18 protein-coding genes and 1 tRNA gene are annotated in these 22,908 nt (G+C 34.4%); 7 read left to right on the top strand and 12 right to left on the bottom strand.

The window, feature by feature from the left end; translation table 11 throughout:
• Positions 1–12: 12 nt before the first annotated feature.
• The 3 genes from AC1RPJ_RS04320 to map form a co-directional block, all read right to left on the bottom strand.
• A complete protein-coding gene (locus tag AC1RPJ_RS04320; protein WP_481761547.1) occupies positions 13–906 on the bottom strand; it encodes a YihY/virulence factor BrkB family protein in 894 nt (297 codons plus the stop codon).
• Between the two features lie 101 nt (positions 907–1,007).
• Complete coding sequence (gene galU / locus AC1RPJ_RS04315) at positions 1,008–1,877, bottom strand: UTP--glucose-1-phosphate uridylyltransferase GalU (RefSeq protein WP_481761548.1); 870 nt, start codon at positions 1,875–1,877, stop codon at positions 1,008–1,010.
• 152 nt (positions 1,878–2,029) lie between these two features.
• Entirely contained in the window at positions 2,030–2,812 is a 783-nt protein-coding gene (gene map, locus AC1RPJ_RS04310) for a type I methionyl aminopeptidase (RefSeq protein ID WP_409022111.1), read from the bottom strand.
• Between the two features lie 151 nt (positions 2,813–2,963).
• On the opposite strand from map, the gene AC1RPJ_RS04305 reads away from it, so the two are divergent.
• The 5 genes from AC1RPJ_RS04305 (at position 2,964) to AC1RPJ_RS04285 (ending at position 9,516) form a co-directional block, all read left to right on the top strand.
• Entirely contained in the window at positions 2,964–3,422 is a 459-nt protein-coding gene (locus AC1RPJ_RS04305) for a flavodoxin (RefSeq protein ID WP_481761549.1), read from the top strand.
• Positions 3,423–3,424: 2 nt separating this feature from the next.
• The gene (locus AC1RPJ_RS04300; protein ID WP_481761550.1) at positions 3,425–3,838 is read left to right on the top strand and encodes a GtrA family protein; all 414 of its coding nucleotides are present in this window, start codon (positions 3,425–3,427) and stop codon (positions 3,836–3,838) included.
• A 40-nt stretch (positions 3,839–3,878) separates the two neighbouring features.
• Positions 3,879–4,841: a glycosyltransferase family 2 protein gene (locus AC1RPJ_RS04295; protein ID WP_481761551.1), complete on the top strand. Its 963-nt coding sequence runs from the start codon at positions 3,879–3,881 to the stop codon at positions 4,839–4,841.
• Positions 4,842–4,860: 19 nt separating this feature from the next.
• Positions 4,861–7,701: a YfhO family protein gene (locus AC1RPJ_RS04290; protein ID WP_481761552.1), complete on the top strand. Its 2,841-nt coding sequence runs from the start codon at positions 4,861–4,863 to the stop codon at positions 7,699–7,701.
• Positions 7,702–7,764: 63 nt separating this feature from the next.
• Positions 7,765–9,516: an MFS transporter gene (locus AC1RPJ_RS04285; RefSeq protein WP_481761553.1), complete on the top strand. Its 1,752-nt coding sequence runs from the start codon at positions 7,765–7,767 to the stop codon at positions 9,514–9,516.
• Between the two features lie 123 nt (positions 9,517–9,639).
• Here AC1RPJ_RS04285 and udk read toward each other — a convergent pair whose 3' ends face one another.
• Complete coding sequence (gene udk, locus AC1RPJ_RS04280; RefSeq protein WP_481761554.1) at positions 9,640–10,275, bottom strand: uridine kinase; 636 nt, start codon at positions 10,273–10,275, stop codon at positions 9,640–9,642.
• Between the two features lie 18 nt (positions 10,276–10,293).
• Entirely contained in the window at positions 10,294–11,436 is a 1,143-nt protein-coding gene (gene wecB, locus AC1RPJ_RS04275) for a non-hydrolyzing UDP-N-acetylglucosamine 2-epimerase (RefSeq protein WP_481761555.1), read from the bottom strand.
• A gap of 152 nt (positions 11,437–11,588) precedes the next feature.
• Between wecB and AC1RPJ_RS04270 the strand changes: the two genes are divergently transcribed.
• On the top strand, positions 11,589–12,824 hold the full coding sequence (locus AC1RPJ_RS04270) for an aminopeptidase (RefSeq protein WP_481761556.1): 1,236 nt from the start codon (positions 11,589–11,591) through the stop codon (positions 12,822–12,824).
• A 144-nt stretch (positions 12,825–12,968) separates the two neighbouring features.
• On the opposite strand, the gene AC1RPJ_RS04265 is transcribed toward AC1RPJ_RS04270, so the two are convergent.
• Positions 12,969–14,708, bottom strand: a complete 1,740-nt coding sequence (locus AC1RPJ_RS04265; protein ID WP_481761557.1) for a DUF6541 family protein — start codon at positions 14,706–14,708, stop codon at positions 12,969–12,971.
• A gap of 229 nt (positions 14,709–14,937) precedes the next feature.
• Between AC1RPJ_RS04265 and AC1RPJ_RS04260 the strand changes: the two genes are divergently transcribed.
• Positions 14,938–15,011 (top strand) — tRNA-Arg (locus tag AC1RPJ_RS04260).
• Positions 15,012–15,112: 101 nt separating this feature from the next.
• Here the strand turns inward: AC1RPJ_RS04260 and AC1RPJ_RS04255 are convergent.
• The 6 genes from AC1RPJ_RS04255 to AC1RPJ_RS04230 form a co-directional block, all read right to left on the bottom strand.
• Positions 15,113–15,397, bottom strand: a complete 285-nt coding sequence (locus AC1RPJ_RS04255) for a hypothetical protein (RefSeq protein WP_481761558.1) — start codon at positions 15,395–15,397, stop codon at positions 15,113–15,115.
• Positions 15,398–15,638: 241 nt separating this feature from the next.
• Positions 15,639–17,069 carry a 6-phospho-beta-glucosidase gene (locus AC1RPJ_RS04250; RefSeq protein WP_481761559.1) on the bottom strand — a complete coding sequence of 477 codons (1,431 nt, stop codon included), beginning with the start codon at positions 17,067–17,069 and terminating at the stop codon, positions 15,639–15,641.
• A gap of 1 nt (position 17,070) precedes the next feature.
• On the bottom strand, positions 17,071–19,038 hold the full coding sequence (locus AC1RPJ_RS04245) for a beta-glucoside-specific PTS transporter subunit IIABC (RefSeq protein WP_481761560.1): 1,968 nt from the start codon (positions 19,036–19,038) through the stop codon (positions 17,071–17,073).
• 134 nt (positions 19,039–19,172) lie between these two features.
• Positions 19,173–20,018 (bottom strand): PRD domain-containing protein, encoded by an 846-nt coding sequence (locus AC1RPJ_RS04240; protein WP_481761561.1) that lies wholly within the window; start codon positions 20,016–20,018, stop codon positions 19,173–19,175.
• Positions 20,019–20,170: 152 nt separating this feature from the next.
• A complete protein-coding gene (locus AC1RPJ_RS04235) occupies positions 20,171–21,610 on the bottom strand; it encodes a glycoside hydrolase family 1 protein (RefSeq protein WP_481761562.1) in 1,440 nt (479 codons plus the stop codon).
• 14 nt (positions 21,611–21,624) lie between these two features.
• Entirely contained in the window at positions 21,625–22,782 is a 1,158-nt protein-coding gene (locus AC1RPJ_RS04230) for a GNAT family N-acetyltransferase (RefSeq protein ID WP_481761563.1), read from the bottom strand.
• Positions 22,783–22,908 lie beyond the last annotated feature (126 nt).

The following is a 22,908-nucleotide window of genomic DNA, read 5'->3' as shown; positions in this document are numbered from 1 at the left end:
ATTTATAATATTTTATTTTTTCTTACTAAATCGACTTTTATATTGCTTAAATAAGCTATTTAGCTGAATAGATTGTGCTTCAACTTCACCATGTCGAACAATAGCAATCGATGCATTAAGAACAGCACCTAGCATGATTATCCATGCCCCAAAATCCAGCCAGAATAACATAATCATTACTGTTCCGATTGCACCATAACTACTAAAAGCGCCACCGAAATACTGCACGTATATCGAAAATACTTGGGTCAATAAAATCCACCCAATGGTTGTCAAAATTGCCCCTGGTAAAACTGCCCTGAACCTAAGTCTTGCACTAGGTAATATCCGATAAAGTAATAAAATAATAATAAAAATACCGATTAAGGCGACAGGCCATTTAACCGTGGTAATCACAGTTAAAAATTCTCCCGGCAAATGTAAAATGGGTGTCAACACCTCAACTACTATTTGACTGAACCCAAAGAACAAAATAATAGCACCTAAGGAGATAACTAACCCAATCGTTAACACAAACGATACAATTCGCCCAACAATTGGATTTTGCTTCGTTTCAACACTATAGGCATGGTTGAAACTTTTCTTCAATGCATTAATCCCCTTACTTGTCGTCCATAACGTTACGACAGCACCAATTGACAATAATCCACCATTTCCATTTTTCAGAAACGATTCAATAAACGGTGCTAAAATGCTATATATCGCGGATGGCATCACAACTTTTACATATTCTAAAATAACGGACACCTTTAAATGAAGCATTGGTATTAAATTACCAATAAAAATAATTGCTGGAAAAATCGATAATAACGTATAGTACGCAATAATAACCGAAGAATTACTAACATCGGCATTAATAAATTGTGTTTTAAATATTTTAATAAACTGAACGAACTTACTTTTCATACGATTCCTCCGCGAAATACATCTATATAAGAATAAATTGTATCACATTTAGACAAAAAAATAGATTGAGCATTTAAAATCAGCCCAATCTTCTAATTTTATTATAATTTTTTAGATAACTCTTTAATGTATTCTCTAAGTTCATCCTTAACTTCTGGATGTTTCAAACCAAAATCAATACTTGTTTTTAAATAACCGAATTTATTTCCAACATCATAACGATCACCTTTAAATTCATGCGCGAATACACGTTGCACTTTATTTAAACGATCAATAGCATCAGTCAATTGGACTTCATTACCTTCACCAGGTTCTTGTGTTTCTAACATCCCGAAGATTTCTGGTGTTAACAAGTAACGACCAATAATAGCTAAATCACTTGGTGCTTCATCAACAGCTGGTTTTTCAACAAATTTTTCAACATCATATAGCCCTTTTGACACTTCACTTTGTGGTGCAATAACCCCATATTTTGATACTTCTTTATGTGGGACTTCCATTACAGCCAATGTTGAAGCATGTGTTTCTTCATAGCGATCCATCAATTGTTTTGTTAATGGTACCTTATCTTGCATGATATCATCACCCAACATAACAACAAAGGGTTCATCACCAACAAAGTCTTTAGCCATTAAAACAGCATCCCCTAAACCTCTAGGATGTGACTGGCGAATAAAGAACAAATTAATATCAGTTGTTTGCTCAACCATTTTTAATTGTTCTAATTTACCTTTAGCTTTAAGATTAGCTTCCAATTCAGGTACTGAATCAAAATGATCTTCAATTGGGCGTTTCCCTTTACCCGTAACAATTAAAATATCTTCAATCCCTGCTGCTTTAGCTTCTTCAACAATGTACTGTATCGTTGGTTTATCCACGATAGGTAACATTTCTTTAGCCATTGCTTTTGTTGCTGGTAAAAATCTAGTTCCCAAACCTGCTGCAGGTATAATTGCTTTTCTAACTTTCATAATTAACTTCTCCTTTTTTTCTTTATACGATATACAAAATCCCATTAATTTATCTCAAACTCTACGAATATTACAATTCTATCATGAATCCGCTACATTATACAAAAAAACTGCTAAACAATTAAGTTAGCAGTTCATTGTAGCTATCTATTTTATAAATATTTCGCATCAAATTCTGGATCTTGAGAGGTTAAAATCTTAGGACCATCTTTTGTGATAACAATAACATGTTCATATTGACACGACAAACTACCGTCAGCAGTTCTTGTTGTCCAACCGTTAGGATCATCACTTTCTGATTCCCAACCGCCAATATTAATCATGGGTTCAATAGTAATTGTCATCCCTTCTTTAAGACGTAATCCTTTACCAGCTTGACCATAATGAGGTACGGAAGGACTTTCATGCATGGTAGGTCCAATGCCATGTCCAACGTATTCGCGAACATCACCATAGCCCATTTGGTCTTCAGTATAAGTTTGGATAGCATGACCAATATCACCAATACGGTTACCAATAACGGCTTGATCAATTCCTAAGTAAAGGGCTTTATGCGTTACTGCCATTAATTTATCAATTTCTGGTGTAGATTCACCAACAACATAACTCCAACAAGAATCGCTCATTGCGCCATGTAAACTAACAACTGTATCTACTTTAACTAAATCATTATCTTTTAAAATTAACCCTTTACGTGGGAAAGCATGACAAATTTCATCATTAATGCTGACACAAGTCGCATATTTATAGCCTTCAAAGCCAATTTGTTCAGCAACACCACCATGGCTTTCAATATACTTACGTGAGAAAGTTTCAATTTCCCAACTAGAAATACCTGGTTTTATAATATCTCGTAATCCCTTATGCATCCCTGCAATAATAGCACCTGAAGCACGCATTTCTTCAATTTCGCGTTCTGATTTTAATGTGATCATTTAATTTGTTTCCTCCTATAATAAATAATTCTTCTCAACTATTATACCGCAATTGTATAGAATTTGTTACGAGATACTCAATTCCTTTCACAATCGTTTTTTTATCTGATATACTTTAACTACTATTTTAATATGGAAGAAGGAATTTAGTTTGGTTTCAGCTAAAGTTATTTTTGCAACAATTACAGGTAATAATGAAGACATCGCTGACATTATTACCGAAGCATTTGAAAATTTAGGTGCAACAGTTGAGATGGAAGAAATCTCACAATCAGATGCATCTGATTTAACTAACTTCGATATCAGCGTTGTCGTTCCTTATACTTATGACGAAGGCTCACTTCCTGATGAAGGCATGGACTTTTATGAAGACTTACAGGAGCTTGATTTAACCGGTAAATTATTCGGTGTTGCCGGTTCTGGCGATACATTTTATGGTGAGTTTTTTGGAACTGCTGTTGATAAGTTTGGTTCAGCTTTCGAAGAAGCAGGCGCAACAAAGGGTTCAGCTAATCTAAAAATCGATTTAGCACCTGAAGAAGAAGATATCACTAAATTAGAAGCTTTTGCTAAAGAGCTATTTGATAAAGTAACTAGCAGTGAAAACTAGTCATGAATAAAATAAATGAATTATTTCATAAACATTATGCCCTAATTTCGTATTTAATTTTTGGTGGTCTAACAACCCTAATTAACATCGTTACTTTTGTTGTTTTCCAATCATACCTTAGTGTAAATTATCAATTTGCAAACGTAATTGCATGGTTTGTTTCGGTTGTTTTTGCATTCGTCACTAATAAGCTTTGGGTATTTGGCTCAAAGAACACTCATGTTTCAGGTTTAATACGTGAAGTTTTATCTTTCTTTGGCTTTAGACTTCTATCATTAGTCATTGATCAATTAATTATGACAATTGGTGTTTCTGTTTTACACTTAGATGCATCACTCGTTAAGTTATTTGATCAAATTTTCATCGTTTTAATTAATTATATTTTTAGTAAGTTATTTATTTTCAAAAAATCATAAAATAAAATTCAGTAAATTCATCCTAGGGGGCACTTTATTTATGACAACCAAAGTTCTTTCAATCGTTGTGCCATGTTACAACGAACAAGAATCTATTCCGCTTTTTTTTGATGCGGTTGAAAAGGAGTCTATCAATTTACCAGATATCCGATTAGAATATTGGTTTATTAATGATGGTTCATCTGATAACAGCCTCAAAGAAATGCGCCAATTACAAAAAGATCATCCAGCAACAGTCCATTATGCTTCATTTTCACGAAATTTTGGAAAAGAAGCTGCTTTATATTGTGGCTTACAAAAAGCGACTGGCGATTACGTAACTGTTATGGACGTTGATTTACAAGATCCAACCAGCTTTTTGCCTAAGATGTTAGCTATTTTAGAAGATCCAGAAAATGACTACGACTGTGTGGGGACACGTCGGACAACTCGTCAAGGTGAACCTGTGATTCGCTCTGCATTCGCTACTCTTTTCTACAAATTAATAAATCGCATCTCAGATACTGAGATTGTTAATGGTGCCCGCGATTATCGCTTAATGACCCGTCAAATGGTTGATGCTGTCTTATCAATGTCAGAATACAATCGTTTTTCAAAAGGTATCTTCAGTTGGGTTGGTTTTAATACGGAATACTTAGAATACACAAATCAAGAACGTGTTGCTGGTAAAACAAGTTGGAATTTCTGGGGCTTATTCAAATATTCATTAGACGGTATCATAGCCTTTTCAGAAGTACCTCTTTCAATTGCAACATTTGTTGGTTTCCTATCATTTGTTGGCTCTCTTTTTGCAATTATCTTTATTATTATTAGAGCGTTACTCTATGGTGATCCAACAGCTGGCTGGCCATCAACGATTTCAGTTATCTTAATGATGGGTGGCATTCAATTGTTTTGTATTGGGATTCTTGGTAAATACTTAGGTAAAATTTTCTTAGAAGTCAAAAACAGACCCGTCTATATTATTAAAGAATCAGACGTCTTCAGTTCAAAAAAGGATTAATTATAGGGGGATTCCAGCTATGCAGAAGTTTCGTTTCGATCTAAAAAAATCAAAAATGACCTATCTTTATTACATTATCATTTTTGCAATTTTAGCTGTTCTTATTTTTGGAACTTACAAACTAGCTGGATACTCTTTAATTCAAAGTCATGATCCTGCTGAACAGCATCTACCTGTATTAGAAAATTATCGTCAACTACTTGGTGAATTCATCAACCATCCCTTTCAACCACTCCAAATGTGGTCTTGGAAATTAGGGCTTGGCGCAGATCAATTTCAAACATTTGCTTATTACGTTATTGGAGACGTATTCGCCTATATTACGCTATTATTTCCCTCAAGTGCCGTTGTGACTATTTACCAGCTCACACTCATTTTGAGGTTATTTTGCGTGGGGCTATCATTTATCTTCTTTGCGAGACACTTTAAATTAACGAATAGCGCGATCTTAGGTGGGGCAATCATTTATACCTTCACTTCTTTTTCACTTTATTCATCCCTAATGCAACCTTTTTTCCTAACACCATTCATTCTTTTTCCACTTATAATTGTCGGAATAGAAAAAATTTTACAAGGGTTTAAACCACATTTCTTCATTTTTGCTTTTTCATGGATGTTTATCAGTAACTTTTACTTCGCCATAGTCTTAGGCATCGGTGCTTTTGTATATTTAGTACTACGTTTCATTTATTATTATCGAAAAAATCTCAGTTTCTTTAAAACAGCGGGCACTTTTTTAATCAGTACAGTCATCAGTTTACTGATTTCTGCCTTTATCATGCTACCGTCAATTCTTGCGGTCTTTAGTTCAACTCGGTCAGGTGGTCTATTCGCAAATGGTTTGACCTCTTTCCCCGCTTATTACTACATTAATTTACCTGCTCAATTACTTGCTGGCGGAGTATCTTCTTTCTGGGTTAAATTTGGCTTTAGTAGTTTAGCTGTTCTAGCATTATTCCATCTGTTTTACCATTGGAAACACTACCCACTAATGACAACGAGTCTTTCAATTGGGTTGATTATGTTACTATTCCCAATGTTTGGTGCGATGTTTAATGGTTTTCAAGCCCCTTCTAATCGTTGGATTCTATTATTATTTGTTCCCATTTCACTTGGAAGTGCCTTCTTCATTGATTCTCTCAAAAAAATAACGTTGCCTGAAATTAAATACCTCAGTATTTGTCTTGGTATCTATTTACTTTTAGTATCATTACCCTTTTATATTAATGGGACGACAGAAATTTTCATTCCTGTTATCTTTTTAATTTCTTTTTTTGTCGCAATCTTACTTTACCGTCAAAATAAAAATTCTGGTCGAATCATATTCGGTCTTATCCTAGTGAACTTGATCTTTACTGGGGTTTCTTTTGCATCACCTTTCACTAACTTTTATAGTAAGACTTTAATGCCCTCTGGTAGTTACCAGAAACTATCATCTAATCTATTTGATGGATTAGATAATTCTCTTCCTAAATCTAACTCATTTCGTGTTTCAACGATTAGCCAAAATTATAACTTTGGTTCTAACTACATGTTACGAAATAATTTAAATAATGATTTAAATTTAATTAACTCATACTACTCGATTCAAAATGGCGCAGTCGGAGTATTTTCAAACAGGTTACAAAATGCTCAATATAACAATAATATTCCGATTGAAAATTTTGATGATCGAACAATCGCTAATAACTTTTTTGGCGTTAAGTATCTCTTTACTCATTCAAATGAGCCAAATGAGTCAAAGATCCCCTATGGTTATACATTACTCAAAACTAAATCTGAAAATAAAAATAAACCTGAGAAAACCAATCTTTATGAAACTAAGAATAATTTTCCATTAATTTATTGGCAATCTGATGTCACTTCAAATCAAAAAACTGCTAAATTATCCGCTTCTGATCAAGAACGTCAATTAGCTAAAGCCGTTAGTATCGCGGATACATCCGGATTTAACCAGAAACAATCAACATTTGATACTGAAAACGTTGCCTATACAATTGTAAAAACAGTGAACGCCGGAGAACCTAACGAAACAAAAACACGTATTACCAATAATCACTATCGTAATAATCCTGTTTCAGATAGCTATCAGATTGACATTAAGAACGCAAAAAAATATCAAAATTCTGAATTGCATCTTTCATTAACTAACATTAAGCACCAATCACTGTCCTCTAAAGAACAAGTGAATATGGCTATTTTTAATAATACTACGAAACCAGATAACCAGTTATTAGATACGAATGGTCCCCGGTCAGCACAGAAATCGCTTAGGAAGCAACTGACGACAGGTTCTTCCAATACAGGCTATTCGATCGGGGTTAAATCTAATTTAACGACTAATACGATTGAGCAATTGGGTATTGAAAATCTTTCTTTCTTTAAAGTTTTATCTGATGCTACCCTAAATATGGGCTATCAAAAACAAATGCCCAAAAGTTTGGATTTACTTTTATCAAATTCAGGGACTTACTCATTCAACCTTAAAATTACTGCCGTTCCGCTTGGTCAAACTTACACAAATGATGTTAAAAAAATCCAGAAAAATAAATTAAATTCATTAAAATTTGCTACAAATAGAGTTAGTGGCAAAATAACAACAAATAAATTAGGTATCCTAACATCATCTATCCCTTACTCTACAGGTTGGACAGCGACTGATAATGGTCATAGCGTGCCCGTTATTAAAACAAATAGCGCTTTTATTGGCTTAAAATTAAAAAAAGGAACTCATCATATCATTTATAGTTATCAAACACCTGGCTTATCAACTGGTTTTCTTTTAAGTGTTTTTGGCCTCATTGTTTGGGGGAGTTATAGTTTAACACCTCTAATTTGGAGACGTTTAAGAAGACTTTAATTAGACATAAATGATATTATTATGACCTCATCTACTAAATAAATCTATTAGGGGTTTACTATCTTGTTAAATAAAGTCAGTTATCTTAAAAATCGTTTAATCGTATTTACAACCATCTTTTTGATTAGTTTATTTTTAGTTCTTCCACAAATAATCAACCACAGTCTAGTCTTAGGTGGTGACTCGCTTTTTCATTTCAATCGTATTTACGATACCTATATCCAATTTAAAACAGGTAACTTTAGTTATTTTCAAACTAACTATGGTTTTTTACAGAGTGGTCGCATTATTAACGCCTTATATGGACCAGGTTTTGCTTATCTGTTAGGTATCTTACTCTTAATTGTTCATAATTGGATTTTATTTCAAATCATAACCTCCTTTTTAATTTTCTTTATTAGTGGTTACTCAATGTATTTTCTATCTAGAGAGCTTCAATCCTCTAAGAAAATTTCATTATTGATTGCTAGTCTATTTATGGGGAGTTTTTACGTTACCCGTTGGTCAATTAACCAGAATTTTATGTCTTGGGGCGTTATGCTAATGCCCTTAATTGTCATCCTCGGGCTTAAAATGATTAAAAATAATGCTAAGGATTTAAAAGTACTACCATTAGCATTATTGATTTCAGCGCTTATTCAAATTCATGTCTTAAGTGCCTTAATGTCGGTTGGCGTCATCTTTATCTTCTTTGTTGTCGGTTTTTACAAGACAAATCAAAAATTACAGCTTTTATCAAAATGTTTCTTAGCGGCCCTTCTAACTATTGTTCTAACCTTTAATGTTTGGGGCGCTATGCTAGAAATTTTCACAAGAAATACGCTGTACTCGCCTTACACTCACTTAGATATGGCTAGTGCTACAATGCGTTTTTCAACAACTAGCTATAGCGCTTCATCTATAGGACTATTTATGAGCGTTATTTTCATTTTACAATTTGTTTTACTATTTTCTAGGTGGTCACAAGTATCACTTTCTAATAAGCTAATGACACTATTAGGAGCCTTATTTCTCCTGTTATCAACAAATCTTGTTCCTTGGACGACAATATCGAATCTAATACCACAGCTTCGAAGTTTTTTACAATTTCCTTACCGCTTTTATGGTTTTGCAACTGTCTTATTACTTGCTGGTTTTGGCAACTCTCTTTCTGAGCTACCTTCATTTAAGCCTAAAAAGTTTGGCGAGTTATTTTTAATCATTAGTAGTCTTTTTATTTTAGGTCAATCATATATTGATATTCAACAGCAAAATAAGCTCTGGAATTCCAATGATCCTCTTATTTATAAAGGGAGCGTTGTCGTTTCAAATCATCTAACGAGTGATCAAATTAGAACTAATTTTACTAGTTCTGATTTATCAAAAGGATTAAAGGTGGTTAAAAAAATAGCCCCAGATTATTTACCAAATAATCAAGAACAAAAGACAACATATAATAAAAAAGAATACAAGAAAGATATTGTTAGGAATCGTCCTAATATCACTAAGACTGTTACAAAAAATGGTGATTTAATCCTTAAATGGCATGCGACAAAAAAAGGTGAATCCATCGCACTTCCTATTGTCGTTTATAATAATTCAGAGCTCTCCTTAAATGGAAGTCAATTACACCGATTATCTCTATCTGCATTAGGTGTCCCTACTGTTAAGGCAACAAAAAAAGGGAGTAATCGTGTAGTGCTTAGATATCAATCGGAAATGATCACTACATGGCGTTTGTTTTTCGTCATTTTAACTTGGATTATTAGTATTTTATCGATGATAACACTCCATTTTATAAATAGAAAACTAGACAAAAATAGTGTTCATAAATGACAAGTCCACTCTAACTGTTGTTGGTAATAGCGTAAAAGCTATTACCAACAACAGTTTTTTCATACCAAAAAGTCCCCAAAAGTCATGAGACTTTTGGGGACTTTTTGGTATGAGATTTTTTAGCTAGTCTTGTTGTAAAATGTCACGGACTTTAGTTGACAATAAATCAATAGCAACTGTATTTGCGCCACCTTCTGGCACAATAATATCCGCATAGCGTTTCGTTGGTTCAATGAATTGATTATACATTGGTTTAACCGTTTTAACGTATTGATCAATAACTGATTGTAATGAGCGACCACGTTCCTTCATATCACGTGTGATACGGCGAATAATACGTAAATCATCATCTGTATCAACAAAAACTTTAATATCCATTAAACTTCTGAGCTTTTCGTCCCCTAGAATTAGAATTCCTTCAACAATGATAACATCTTGAGGTTCTGTTCTGATCGTCTCACTTGAACGAGTAAACTGTGTGTAATCATAAACAGGCATATCAATTGCTTCATTATCCAACAATTGTTCCAAATCACTAATCATCTGTTCGTTGTCAAACGCGAGTGGATGATCATAGTTCACTGCTTTACGTTCTTCCATACTCATTTCAGCTTGATCATTATAATAAGTATCTTGTTGTAAAATCATGATTGATTCGCCAGCTAATTGTGAATAAATAGCATTACTAACCGTCGTCTTACCGCTACCAGTACCACCTGTTACACCAATAATAATGGGACGTTTTGTTCTTTTGCTCATGCTTTAGAAATCCTCCATTTATTCGAAACGTTCAGGTTCTTGCTGACTATCTCCAAATCGATAAGCAACGGCATCTAATATTCGTTTAGCTGCTTGCCCATCTCCATAAGGATTTTTAGCATTTGCCATTCGTTCGTACTCTGTCTTATTAGTTATTAATGATAGCATGGTTTCTTTGACTTTCACAGGGTCAGTTCCAACTAACTTCAATGTACCCGCCTTCACGCCTTCCGGACGTTCTGTGTTATCACGTAAAACAAGAACTGGTTTTCCTAATGATGGCGCCTCTTCTTGAACACCACCTGAATCCGTCATAATAAAGTAACTTTTTGCAGCGATATTATGAAAATCAACCACATCAAGCGGTTCAATTAGATGAACGCGCTGTTCTCCACCTAAGACTTCTTCGGCTAAATCTTTAACAACTGGATTTAAATGAACCGGATAAACGACTTCAACATCTGGCTGATCTTTAACGACAGATTTAATCACTTCGAAAACACGACGCATAGGTGCACCTTGGTTTTCACGACGATGCATCGTGAGTAAAATCATTTTATTCGCAGGATTTACTTCTGATAGAACATCATGGTCATACTCTTTTTGAACTGTTTGTTTTAAAGCATCGATGGCTGTGTTACCTGTTACAAAAATATTTTCTTTTGGATGATTTTCTAATAACAGATTAGTTTCGCTTTGCGAAGTTGGGGCAAAGTACATATCTGCCAGTACATCTGTTAGTTGACGGTTCATTTCTTCTGGAAACGGTGAATACTTATCCCAAGTCCGTAATCCCGCTTCAACGTGTCCAATTGCCACTTGATTATAAAAAGCTGAAATACTAGCGGCGAATGTTGTTGTTGTATCACCATGAACTAAAATAATATCAGGCTGCTCTACTTTAATAACATCATCTAATTTTTGTAAAACATTTCGAGTTGTATCACTTAATGTCTGGTTAGCGTGCATCACATTCAAATCATAATCTGGCGTTATTTTAAATATCTCTAAGACTTGGTCCAACATTTGGCGATGTTGTGCTGTTACGACAGTTACTGTTTCAAACTCCGTCGTACGTTCTTTTAACTCTAAGACAACAGGTGCCATTTTTATTGCTTCTGGACGCGTCCCAAAAACAGTCATCACTTTTACTTTTTTCATAATTGGCCTCCTCAATGATTATATTAGTTACTATTATACCAAAGAAAAGACAAAATTCTGATTTTGTTAACAAAAATTTAATAGCCTAATTATTAATCATTTTCTCATTAATATGTTATCATTATTTCATAAATAAATTTGGAGGTCTTTCTATGTCAAAAATAAATTTTGAAGATCAACTTAAAAAATATGCTGAATTAATCGTCAAAGTCGGTGTTAACGTCTCAAAAGGCCAAACAATCGTCCTACAAATTTCCGTAACCCAACAAAAATTAGCTCATTTAATCGTCAATGAAGCTTATGCTGCTGGCGCAAGTGAAGTTATCGTTAAATGGGCAGATAGTCATGTCTCGAAATCATTCCTTGAATTTGCTCCACTAGACCGTTTAGTCGACGTTCCTGGTTATGCAACCTCAGAAGTTGAAGATTGGGTTGCTAAAAAAGCATCTCGCATCTCAGTCATGTCAGATGATCCTGATGCCTTTGCTGGTATCCCTTCTGAAAAGATTGCCTCACGCCAAAAAGCTATGGGTCAAGCTCTACGTCCATTACGTAAAGCAACTCAAAATAATGACGTTAGTTGGACTGTAGTCGCTGCCGCAGATACTGCTTGGGCTGAACTCGTTTTTCCTGAATTAAAAGGCGAACTTGCTGTTTCACGACTTTGGGAAGAAATTTTTAAAACAACACGTATTGATCATGAAGATCCAATTGAAGCATGGCATCAACATGATTTAACATTGCGCACAAAAGCTGAAGAATTAAATAAAGAACAATTTTCTGCTTTACATTATGTTGCCCCAGGGACAGATATCGTCATCGGTCTCCCTAAAAATCATTTGTGGGAAGGCGCCGGTTCATTTGATGCACAAGGTCATGAATTCATGGCTAACATGCCTACCGAAGAAGTTTTCACCGCACCTGATTCTAGACGTATTGATGGTTACATTTCTTCAACAAAACCATTAAGCTACGCAGGAACTACTTTGAGTGGTATGAAATTTACTTTTGAAGCAGGTAAGGTTGTTAAAGCAACTGCTGAACAAGGTGAAGAAGTTTTACAGCACTTACTAGAGACTGATGATGGCGCAAAATCATTGGGTGAAGTTGCTTTAGTTCCAGACCCTTCTCCAATTTCACAATCAGGAATAACGTTCTTTAATACATTATTCGATGAAAATGCCAGTGACCATTTAGCGCTTGGCTCCGCTTATCCCTTCTCTATTAAGGATGGTACTAAAATGAACGATACTGAATTAGCCGCTGCTGGTTTAAATTTAAGCCAAACGCACGTTGACTTCATGGTCGGCTCATCTGACATGTCAATTGATGGGCTTCGTGAGGATGGCAGTACAGTACCCGTTTTCCGTAATGGGGATTGGGCATAAATGATCACATAAAAAGGTATAAACTAGCATTTCTGTTAGTTTATACCTTTTTCACTACTACTTATTTTATTGATTAGGTTTTTGTAACCCAAATTCAGAAAGTATATCTTAATATAGTATATTAAAATCATATGTTTGTTTATATTAAATGTCATTTTTATAATCCCTATAAGTAAAGGTAATAAAAGCTAAGCTACTAATCACCCACGCTGCAATAACCATCATTAGTCGAGGTTTAGTAATGATTTTTGAATGATAACTAAGCGTTACTCTATTGATACCTTTTTTTGTTGCTTTAATCGTTGGACTACCTATATTTGATAAGGTAATCTTTTTTATATTAAGCTTAGTTCCATTTAGTGTAACTTTTGAATTGTTATAAACAATAATAGGTAAGGACATTGTTTCTCCTATTTTTGTTGCAGTCCATCTAAGCGATAAATCACCCTTATCTGTCACTCTTTTTATAATATTTGACTTATTCATTATAATTTCATTTTTATATTCATTGTAAGGATCCTTGCTTAATTCTTGATTATTAGGTAAATAATCTGGAGTTGATTTTTGTGCTACCTCTAACCCTTTTTTTAAATCACGATTAGTAAAAGCATTTCTTATTTGGACAGTACTTAAAGAATCTGGGGTTGTAACATGTCCTTTAGCTATAATTGACTCATTTGAATTCCAAATTTCATTTTTAGTCTGAATATCACTATACGATTGCCCTAAAATAAAAATACTTCCGACAATTAAAAACAATGAACAATTTTTCTTTGCATTCGGCGAAGGTAACGTAGAAATTGTAGCACTGAACCCCGCTACTAATAGAATCGTAGTAAAACTATCAAATCGATAAGGAAACTGTAAAAAACTTTGTAACTGTGGAATTAATATAGATATCCTAGTCCACGGAAATAAATTTGTAGTTAGAGCAAGAAAAATAGCTCCTATTATAGTAACAATCTTATTAGCTAGAGATAATTCTTTTCTTTTTGAAAACAACCAAACAATTTGTAACACAAAAATGATACTCATAACCAATCCAAACTGTGTACCACTATAGTTACCAGTTGAAAGGTTCATGGTTGAACCAGACATGTTTGAATTGGCAAATGGTGAATATATTTTATTATTTGAGAAAACATCCAACATAGCTCCCCAAACATTAAAGGTCAGAACTAACGCCAGTAAACTGGCTAGAAAACATTTTAATAAAAGTTGTAATTTCTGGTTAGTTTGAATAAAGCCAATGAAAAAGAATACAACTAAAACGCCAATTGACATTAAGGCGCTTAAGACGTGAATTTGGATTAGCACTGAAACTGCTAATGCTAAAGGTAGTACTTTTAAATCCTTAGCATTATTTTTAATCATTTTAAGCCCAAGAATGACAATCAAAGGCATCAACATAACGCCCCATATCATAAAATTCTGATAGATTGACCATCGAGTGATATAGAAACTACCCATAAAAAGACTAGCAGCTAAGACTGAATTTTTTTTAGTCGCTTTCAATTCTCTAGATAGAAAATACATTGAAAATCCACTAATAAAGAAAATTATGAATGACGTGACAATTTCAAATTTAATCCAACTATGCACGATACCTAGTAATCCACCTAAAAGGTAAGTAAACCCTGGTCCATATAAGGCATTAACAATTCGACCACTTTGTTGAAAACCGTAATTAGATTGAAAATAATTAAAGTTACCTGTTTTAAGCTGCATATAATCATCATAGATACGGTTAAAATGGAATAGAGAATCAGCACCAACTACTAAACTATTATTAAGTATCTGCGGAACTGTCAGAAAAAAACTTAATATAAAAATAACGCAAAATACCGTTCCATATTTTTTTAAAGATTCAAACTTATTTATCAAGCTATTTACTCCCAAATAAAATTATTTAATGGTTTAATTATAACAATAGAAAATTGTGCTGTCACTCAAGAAATATAATATTGCTAGAACTAAAAGATCAATATCTATGAAACTACTGACACCTTAGCCATGTTGTAAATGAAAATTATGACTATGAATTTAAAAATCTACAATAGTAATAATTGACTTATTTATTTTTGCCATTTACAATGAAGTAATCAGCCTTTTTGTCTCTGTAGCTCAGCTGGATAGAGCAACCGCCTCCTAAGCGGTAGGTCATCAGTTCGACTCTGATCAGGGACATCTTAAATAAATTTTCCGCCTTATAGGTTACAAGACTTCGGTATACTGCCGAGCTTTTGTAACCTATTTTTTATATATTTAACTTGTAAGTGCTATTTATTTTATCCTTGAAATTGTAGCAGTAGAAGAATTACTATTATATAAATTGTATTAATGAATGCAATTAATATAAATAACAACATACCACATAGACGATAACCAATATTTTTCTGAAAAAAGGGTAGTCTTTCAATATAAGTTCCAATGCCAATCATACCCGTCCCCACTAACCACATGCCAATCGTTAAATTCACAACTATTAACCATGGTTCAATTAAACACAACACGATACTAACAATTCCTACCCATTTCATTTCATTATTTACAGGTTTAAACCTTTTTCTCATCGGAAAGACCTTCTTCCACGTTATATATATTTGTTTAACAATTTTTTTAAGGTCTAAAACACATCATTTTATCCAATCTTTTCTAAACTATCTTTAAGATTTCGATAATTGTACACCTAATATTATTTTTCCACTAAGCAATAAGACTTTCGCAAATAAAAAAATACTGTTTAAGCAAACAATCATTGCTTAAACAGTATTTTAAATCGCATCGAAATTTTATATCTTCAATTTTTCCAGTTTATAATTCGACACCATTTGTTTTAATAACATTTTGATACCAATAGAACGAATCTTTTTTCAATCGATTTAGCGTCCCGTTACCTTCGTTATCTCGATCTACGTAAATGTAACCATAGCGTTTCGCCATTTCGCCTGAGCCTGCGCTAATTAAATCGATACAGCCCCATGATGTGTAACCTAGACAAGAAACCCCGTCTGCAATCGCCTCACCCATTGCTTCAATATTTTCACTTAGATAAGAAATGCGATAATCATCATGAATTTTATTGCCTTCTTCCACAACATCTTTTGCACCTAATCCATTTTCAACAACAAATAATGGTTTCTGATAACGATCATAAATTTGATTCATCGTTGTTCTCAAACCAAGGCCATCTGTTTGCCAGCCCCATTCGCTTGTCTTTAAGTAAGGATTTTTTAAGCTATCAAAGACATTTGCTGCTGTTTTATCAGTCATCTCAGGATCAGCGCTTGCTAATCTTGATGAATAATAGCTAAATGAAATGAAATCAACTGTATTTTCTAATAAATCTTTTTCGTCGGTATCTGCCATTTTAATTTCTATACCCATATCTTTAAATAATCTTGCCGAATAACTTGGGTAGTAGCCACGTGACTGAACATCAATAAAGAAGTATCCTTCCCGATCCTTTGTCATTGCTTCAAATACATCTTTTGGATTAGGTGTATTGGGATAGGTAACCCCAGCCGCTAACATACACCCTATCTTAAAATCAGGATTAATTTCGTGTGCTAATTTTGTCGCAAGCGCAGAGGCAACTAATTGATGATGTGCCGCTTGATATTTGATTTGGTCAGGATTATCAATCCCTTCCAAATCTAATCCACCGCCCAATAACGGAATGTGTAAAATCATATTAATTTCGTTAAATGTTAACCAATACTTAACCTTATCCTTATAACGCATAAATAAGACGCGTGAAAAGTTTAAGTAATTATCAATCATTCGACGGTCAGCCCAACCATTCATTTTTTTCAACATCCCTAACGGCGTATCGAAATGGTTAATTGTTACTAACGGTTCCATCCCTAATTCGTTACAAAGATCGATAACTTTATCATAGAATTCTAGCCCTTTTTCGTTTGGTTCTTTTTCATCACCTTGTGGAAATATCCGTGGCCAACTAATTGACATTCTGAAGGTTTTGAAACCCATTTCTGCCATTAATCGTAAATCTTCTTCATAATGATGATAAAAATCAACAGATTCATGACTAGGATAAAAATCTTCTTTCATCTGCATCGCTTCTTTTACATTAAATAAATAATCCCAGCGACCATGGTGTGCGTCTGGTAATATATCTACTAATGACAGGCCCTTACCATCAACATCATAGGCCCCTTCAAATTGATTAGCGGCCGTTGCGCCACCCCATAAAAAGTTATCTGGAAAATTTGATTTTGTCATCTTATTGACCTCCTGAATTAATTTCTAAATCTAATAAATCAGTACCAACAATTATTTCTGACTGGTCTTTAGCAAGTGGTTTAATTTTTTTATATTTTGGTGTGTTCGTCACGATAATTGGCGTAATAATTTCATATCCTGCCTGTTTAATACCTTCAATATCGAATTTAAGTAATAAATCGCCTTTTTTTACGACGGTATCAATTTCTGTTTGAATTTCAAAATACTTACCTTCTAATTCAACTGTATCCATTCCGATATGCATTAAAATTTCGGCGCCATCGTCTGTCACCATACCAACTGCGTGTCCTGTTGGAAAAACTAATGTTATTTTACCATCAGCAGGTGCGTATAATTGACCAACTTCAGGTAGAATTGCGATACCGTCACCCATAATACCAGAACTAAAGACAGGGTCTTTAACCTCTGATAAAGGTAATACTTCGCCTTTAAGTGGGCTACCAAGGATTTCTCCACTCATTTCTACTTCTACAGGTACTACTGACGTTGTTACTTTTGTTTCAGCAACAGCAACGGGTACTTCTTGATCTTCCTTTGTTAAACCGAACATAAGTGTTAAGACATATGCCAATACGAATGAAACAACGATTGCTATCAGCACAGCGTAGAATGACATATCAATTCCTGTCTTAGGATTCAAGTAACTTGGAATAGAGAAAATGCCTAATCCACCAACCATGTATCCTTTTGTCCCAAATACACCAAGAACCATGCCACCAATAGCGGCTGAAATACATGTAATAATAAATGGTTTTTTACGAGGTAACGTAATTCCGTAAATAGCGGGTTCCGTAACACCAAAGATTCCTGAAATAAATGAAGAATAGCCAAGACCTTTTAGTTTTTTATTTTTTGTTTTAATTGTAATTGCCAATACTGACCCAATTTGAGCGAACGTTGTCCCTAGCATAAGTGCTAAAATTGGATCTGAGCCTGTTGTTGAAATGTTAAGTAAGGCAAGTGGAACAAGTCCCCAATGTAACCCGAAGATAACAAGTACTTGCCATAAGCCACCAAGAACTGCGCCAGCGGCAATTGGACTAAATGTGTATACAGCTGTAAATCCGGTTGCCACAATATCACTAGCCCAAGTTGTTATGGGACCTATAAAGATAAATGTAATAGGCACAACAACAAGTGCTGTTAACATTGGCACTAAGAATGTTCGTACAACTTCTGGTATCACTTTTTTGAAGAATGGTTCCACTTTTGATGCAAACCAAATTGATACAATAATAGGTACAACTGATGATGCGTAACTCATCATGATTACTGGAATCCCCAAGAATGTCATATAGATTGGTGATTCAAAAATTGTTCCTGCAAATAAAGTGTACAGCACTTTTCCACCTGAAGCGGCTAGTGTTGCTGGCAATTGTGCCACAATAGTTGGGTAAACTAAGGATGCACCAATAACCATTGCCAACAATGGATTAACGTGGAATTTTTTACTAGCACTGTAAGCTAAGATAATCGGGAAGAAATAAAAGAAAGAATCTCCTAATGCATTTAAAATAATATACGTTCCAGATGTCGGTGCCACCCAGCTAAATGCGACTAGTAATGAAACTATTCCTTTGATCATCCCTGTTGCAGCTAAAACACCTAGAGCTGGTGCAAAGATACCTGAAATCATATCAATAAAGGCATCAAGCGGTTTCATTTTTTCGCCATCATTATCTGGCACAATGCCATCACCATCAAGTCCGCTACCTTTAACTAATGCATCATAAACTTCCGGAACTTGATTTCCAACAACCACTTGGTACTGGCCGCCACTTTTAACAACGGTCACTACGCCGTCCATATTTTTCAACATATCGGTATTGGCCTTAGATTCATCTTTTAATTTAAATCTTAGTCGGGTTGTACAATGGACTACGCTATTAACGTTAGCTTCGCCACCTACATTTTTTAAAATATCTTTAGCTAATTTTTCGTAACTCATCACAATCACTCCTTTATATTTTTTATAAATTAAAACCCAGTTATCCATTTCAACTCAAAAAATACGAGTTTGCATGGATAACTGGGTTTATGCTTGCTTATAAATGGCAATAACACACCTAATTATCAATTTATTTAATTTTCTGTTTGCCGATGGGTTACTCGCCAGATATGTAAAACTAGATAAACTTGTTCGTCTGCTTGTAAATCCCAATCGGCCCGTTCTCGAATATACTGCACGATTTTTTCCACTGTTTCGTACACTTGTGGATACCGACTAATCATCATGGCGAGCAACTCAGGGTCAAGTTCTGCACGATCAATCTCAGTATTATGAAAATGCCTAATGAATAAATAGCGTAAATGTGAGACAAATCGACTATAATTAAATGATTTTTCGTCGAGAATAATACCAGTATCTAATTGAATAATATTAACAATTCCCGAAATGAGTTCTGTCAGCTTCATCGATTCTTGAACAGCATGTCCGCCTTCTTTGACGTTAATCAAATGATAGGTTAATAAAATCAATTCATTATTTTGAACCGTAATGTCAAATTTTGATTCGATTTCTTTAATACCAACCTTTGCAGCTTGGAATTCACTTGGAAATAATTTTTTCATTTCCCAATGAACAGATCGGTCATTTAAAAACATTTCTTCACGATTTTTTTGTAATGAATATTGAAAATGGTCCACTAAAATCAAAAATTGAACATCATCAAATGTCACATCAATTAATGGCTCTACTACTCCAACAAAAGTTGTCGTAACTTCCAAAGTTTCTGCATCAAATCCTGAAATTAATTTCATTGTATCTGAATCTTCTTCAGCTTTAAACCGTCGGTCAATCTGGTCCTTATCGATATTATCTCCAGCATGATAACCGAATCCAATACCGTTACCAATGACCACCCACTCAACATTGTCGGATGATTCAACTAAAGCTGCATTATTATTAAAATTTTTTACGAACTTCACATCAAACCGACCCCTTCCCATAAAAAATGACCTACAAATACAGATATTTTCATATCTACATCAATAGGTCATGCCTGATCGAATCAGTAACACTCATTTCATATTTATTGTATCATTTATTGTAAGCGTTATCAATAGCTATTTAAATTACTTTATAACTTACTACCATTTTCTTTAATGACCTTTTGATACCAATAGAATGAATCTTTCTTATATCGTTTTAATTCTTTCGCACTTTCTTCATCACGATCAATATAAACAAAGCCATAGCGCTTTTGATAGCCATTTGACCAGCTCAATAAATCAGTGAAACTCCAAGTTGTATACCCAATGACTTTTACACCGTCTGAAATGGCTTCTTGAATGGCTTTAATATGTTCATTGATAAAGTAAATTCGGTAATCATCATGAATTGTATTGCCTTCTTCTAATTTATCATAAGCACCAAGACCGTTTTCAGTAATAAGAACAGGTAAGTCGTAACGACTATCAATTCTTCTCAGAGCAATTCTTAGCCCTTCAGGATCAATATTCCAATCCCAATCAGTTTGTTTTAAAAATTCATTATTAGTAGTCTTAAACATGCCTGGAACGCCACTTTCGGAGCTAGTCCCCTTTTTACCTGTATTATTTTCAGCAGCAAGTCCAACACCACCAACTAACGGATTAGCCGCAATTGTTTGGGTTTGATAATAATTTAAACCCATAAAATCTGGTTTTCCAGCAATTAAAAGAGCTTGATCTGCTTCTGTAACAGTAGGTGCAGTTCCACGTTCAGTTAACCATTTATAAATCATTTTTGGATAACGTCCATAAACATAAATATCCATCCAAAAATGAGCAGCATAATCTTCATAGTTAGTAGCCGCAACTTGGTTTTTAGGATCTCCATTAACTGCATAACCCGGGCTATAGGCAAAGCTAGGCCCAATTTCACCTTGATAATGACCTTCATGAAATGCCTTAATTGCTGAAGCATTTGCTAAATTAGCAATGTGATTTGCAGCATACATTCTTTTTTCATCATTTACTGCAGGCGGATGACTCTCCATTTGATAGCCATGAGAAATAAATACGTTTTGTTCATTTAATGATACCCAATATTTAACACGATCACTGAATGCATCAAAACAAGTTTTCGCATAATCCGTAAAATCAGTAATAATTTCACGAGATTCCCAACCAGCATATTCATCTTGTAATGCTTGTGGTAAATCCCAATGATAAAGTGTCACAACAGGTTCAATATTATTCGCAATTAACTCATCGATTAATCGATTATAAAAATCTATCCCCTTTTGATTAACTTTACCTTTTCCTTCTGGATAAATACGTGTCCAAGCAATTGAAAAACGGTAAGCTTTCAATCCTTGCTCCTTCATTAAGGCGACATCTTCTTTAAAACGGTGATAATGATCGACGGCTACATCACCATTTGTACCCTTAAATGTTTTCCCAGGAATTCTTACAAATTTATCCCAAACTGATAATCCTTTACCATCTTCTTGATACGCACCTTCAATTTGGTAAGCAGCTGAGGAAGCCCCCCATAAAAAATCAGTTGGAAATTGACTCATTTTTTCATATTCCATTATCTATTCTCTCCTTAAAAATAATCACTTAATATCGGTTGTTCTTTAATTAATGCGCCATCGAATAACGTCACGTCGCCTGATACAAATCCATATTGTTTTAATTGTTTAAATGTTCGATACCCCATCATACTTCGTGTTAAATTTTGAATATCCGTTGTAAACGTAGTTGCTGAATTTTCAGTCTTTTCAACTTTTGTTTGTCCGTCTATTCGGCTAATTTGCCAATAGCCTTCATTAGCCTGAATAGTCGAATCTTGAACTTGAATCACAATTTGTGGAAAATCTTGCTGGTAAGGGTATCTGCTGAGAAAGTCTTCAACATTTACAATTCTTGCCATCATGTAAGGTTGCGTTGTCACTTCAACTTGAGGATTTGCCAGTACATCTGGAAATGGCTGTCCAATTGGACTCTCATAACTAAACCATTCGTATGCTGATTGATGCTTAAGCACAAAATTTTGTAATTGGAGCCAACTCTCACTTGTTTGATATATCCATTCAACGATTTTAAATTCATCAGTTTCTCTTTGATAAACAAGATAGCCTTCTGACTCATTTTTTTCATTATAATAGACCGCTACTTCCCAGTTAGGGTGTTTCTCCGCCGAATAAGTTAACCACCAATCTGGCCGTTCAATACCACCTTGTTGAGAGAGCTGATTCTGTTGGTATAATTTATTTAATTCCTCTTTTACATCCAAATAACGGTGACGTTCAACGTGACCTATGGCCTTAACTTTTAATCGTGGTAAATCCTTCGTATTCATCCGATATATCGTTTGATCAAATGTTGCTTCGTAACCGAATTTACGATAGAACGGATACGAAAATGGCGCTAAATACGATAATGTCGTTCCATTATCATACATCTCATCCAGAGCTAAATTCATTAATTGTCCAATACTACCCTGACCAGCAAATTCTGGATAACTTGCAACATAGCCAATACCACCCATTTTAAATTGAGTCCCGTGAAAATGAGTCGTAAATGGTGTATTAATCACACCGCTGACAACTTTCCCAGATTCAACTGAGCCCCAATCTGATGAATGCTCATAAAGTTTGCGAAAAAAGCTCTTTCTCTGTGCTGATACTTTTTTATTAAAGGCATAAATTGATAAATCAAAGTAACTTCCAAAATGAGTTTCATCTAACTTCATATTTGTCATGGATCTACTCAACTCCTTCTTCTGTACGAATTAACCTCTTTAAATATAGCACGGTTACCCTATTCGTGCAATCGCTTACAAAATTAGTCAATAAAAAAATCATCCAATTATTATTGGATGATCCTT

The organism is Dellaglioa sp. CoH-57-MRSF-17 (genome assembly GCF_056782015.1).
The sequence above is the reverse complement of the archived record's forward strand: the minus strand, read 5'-3'. Positions and strand labels throughout refer to the sequence as shown.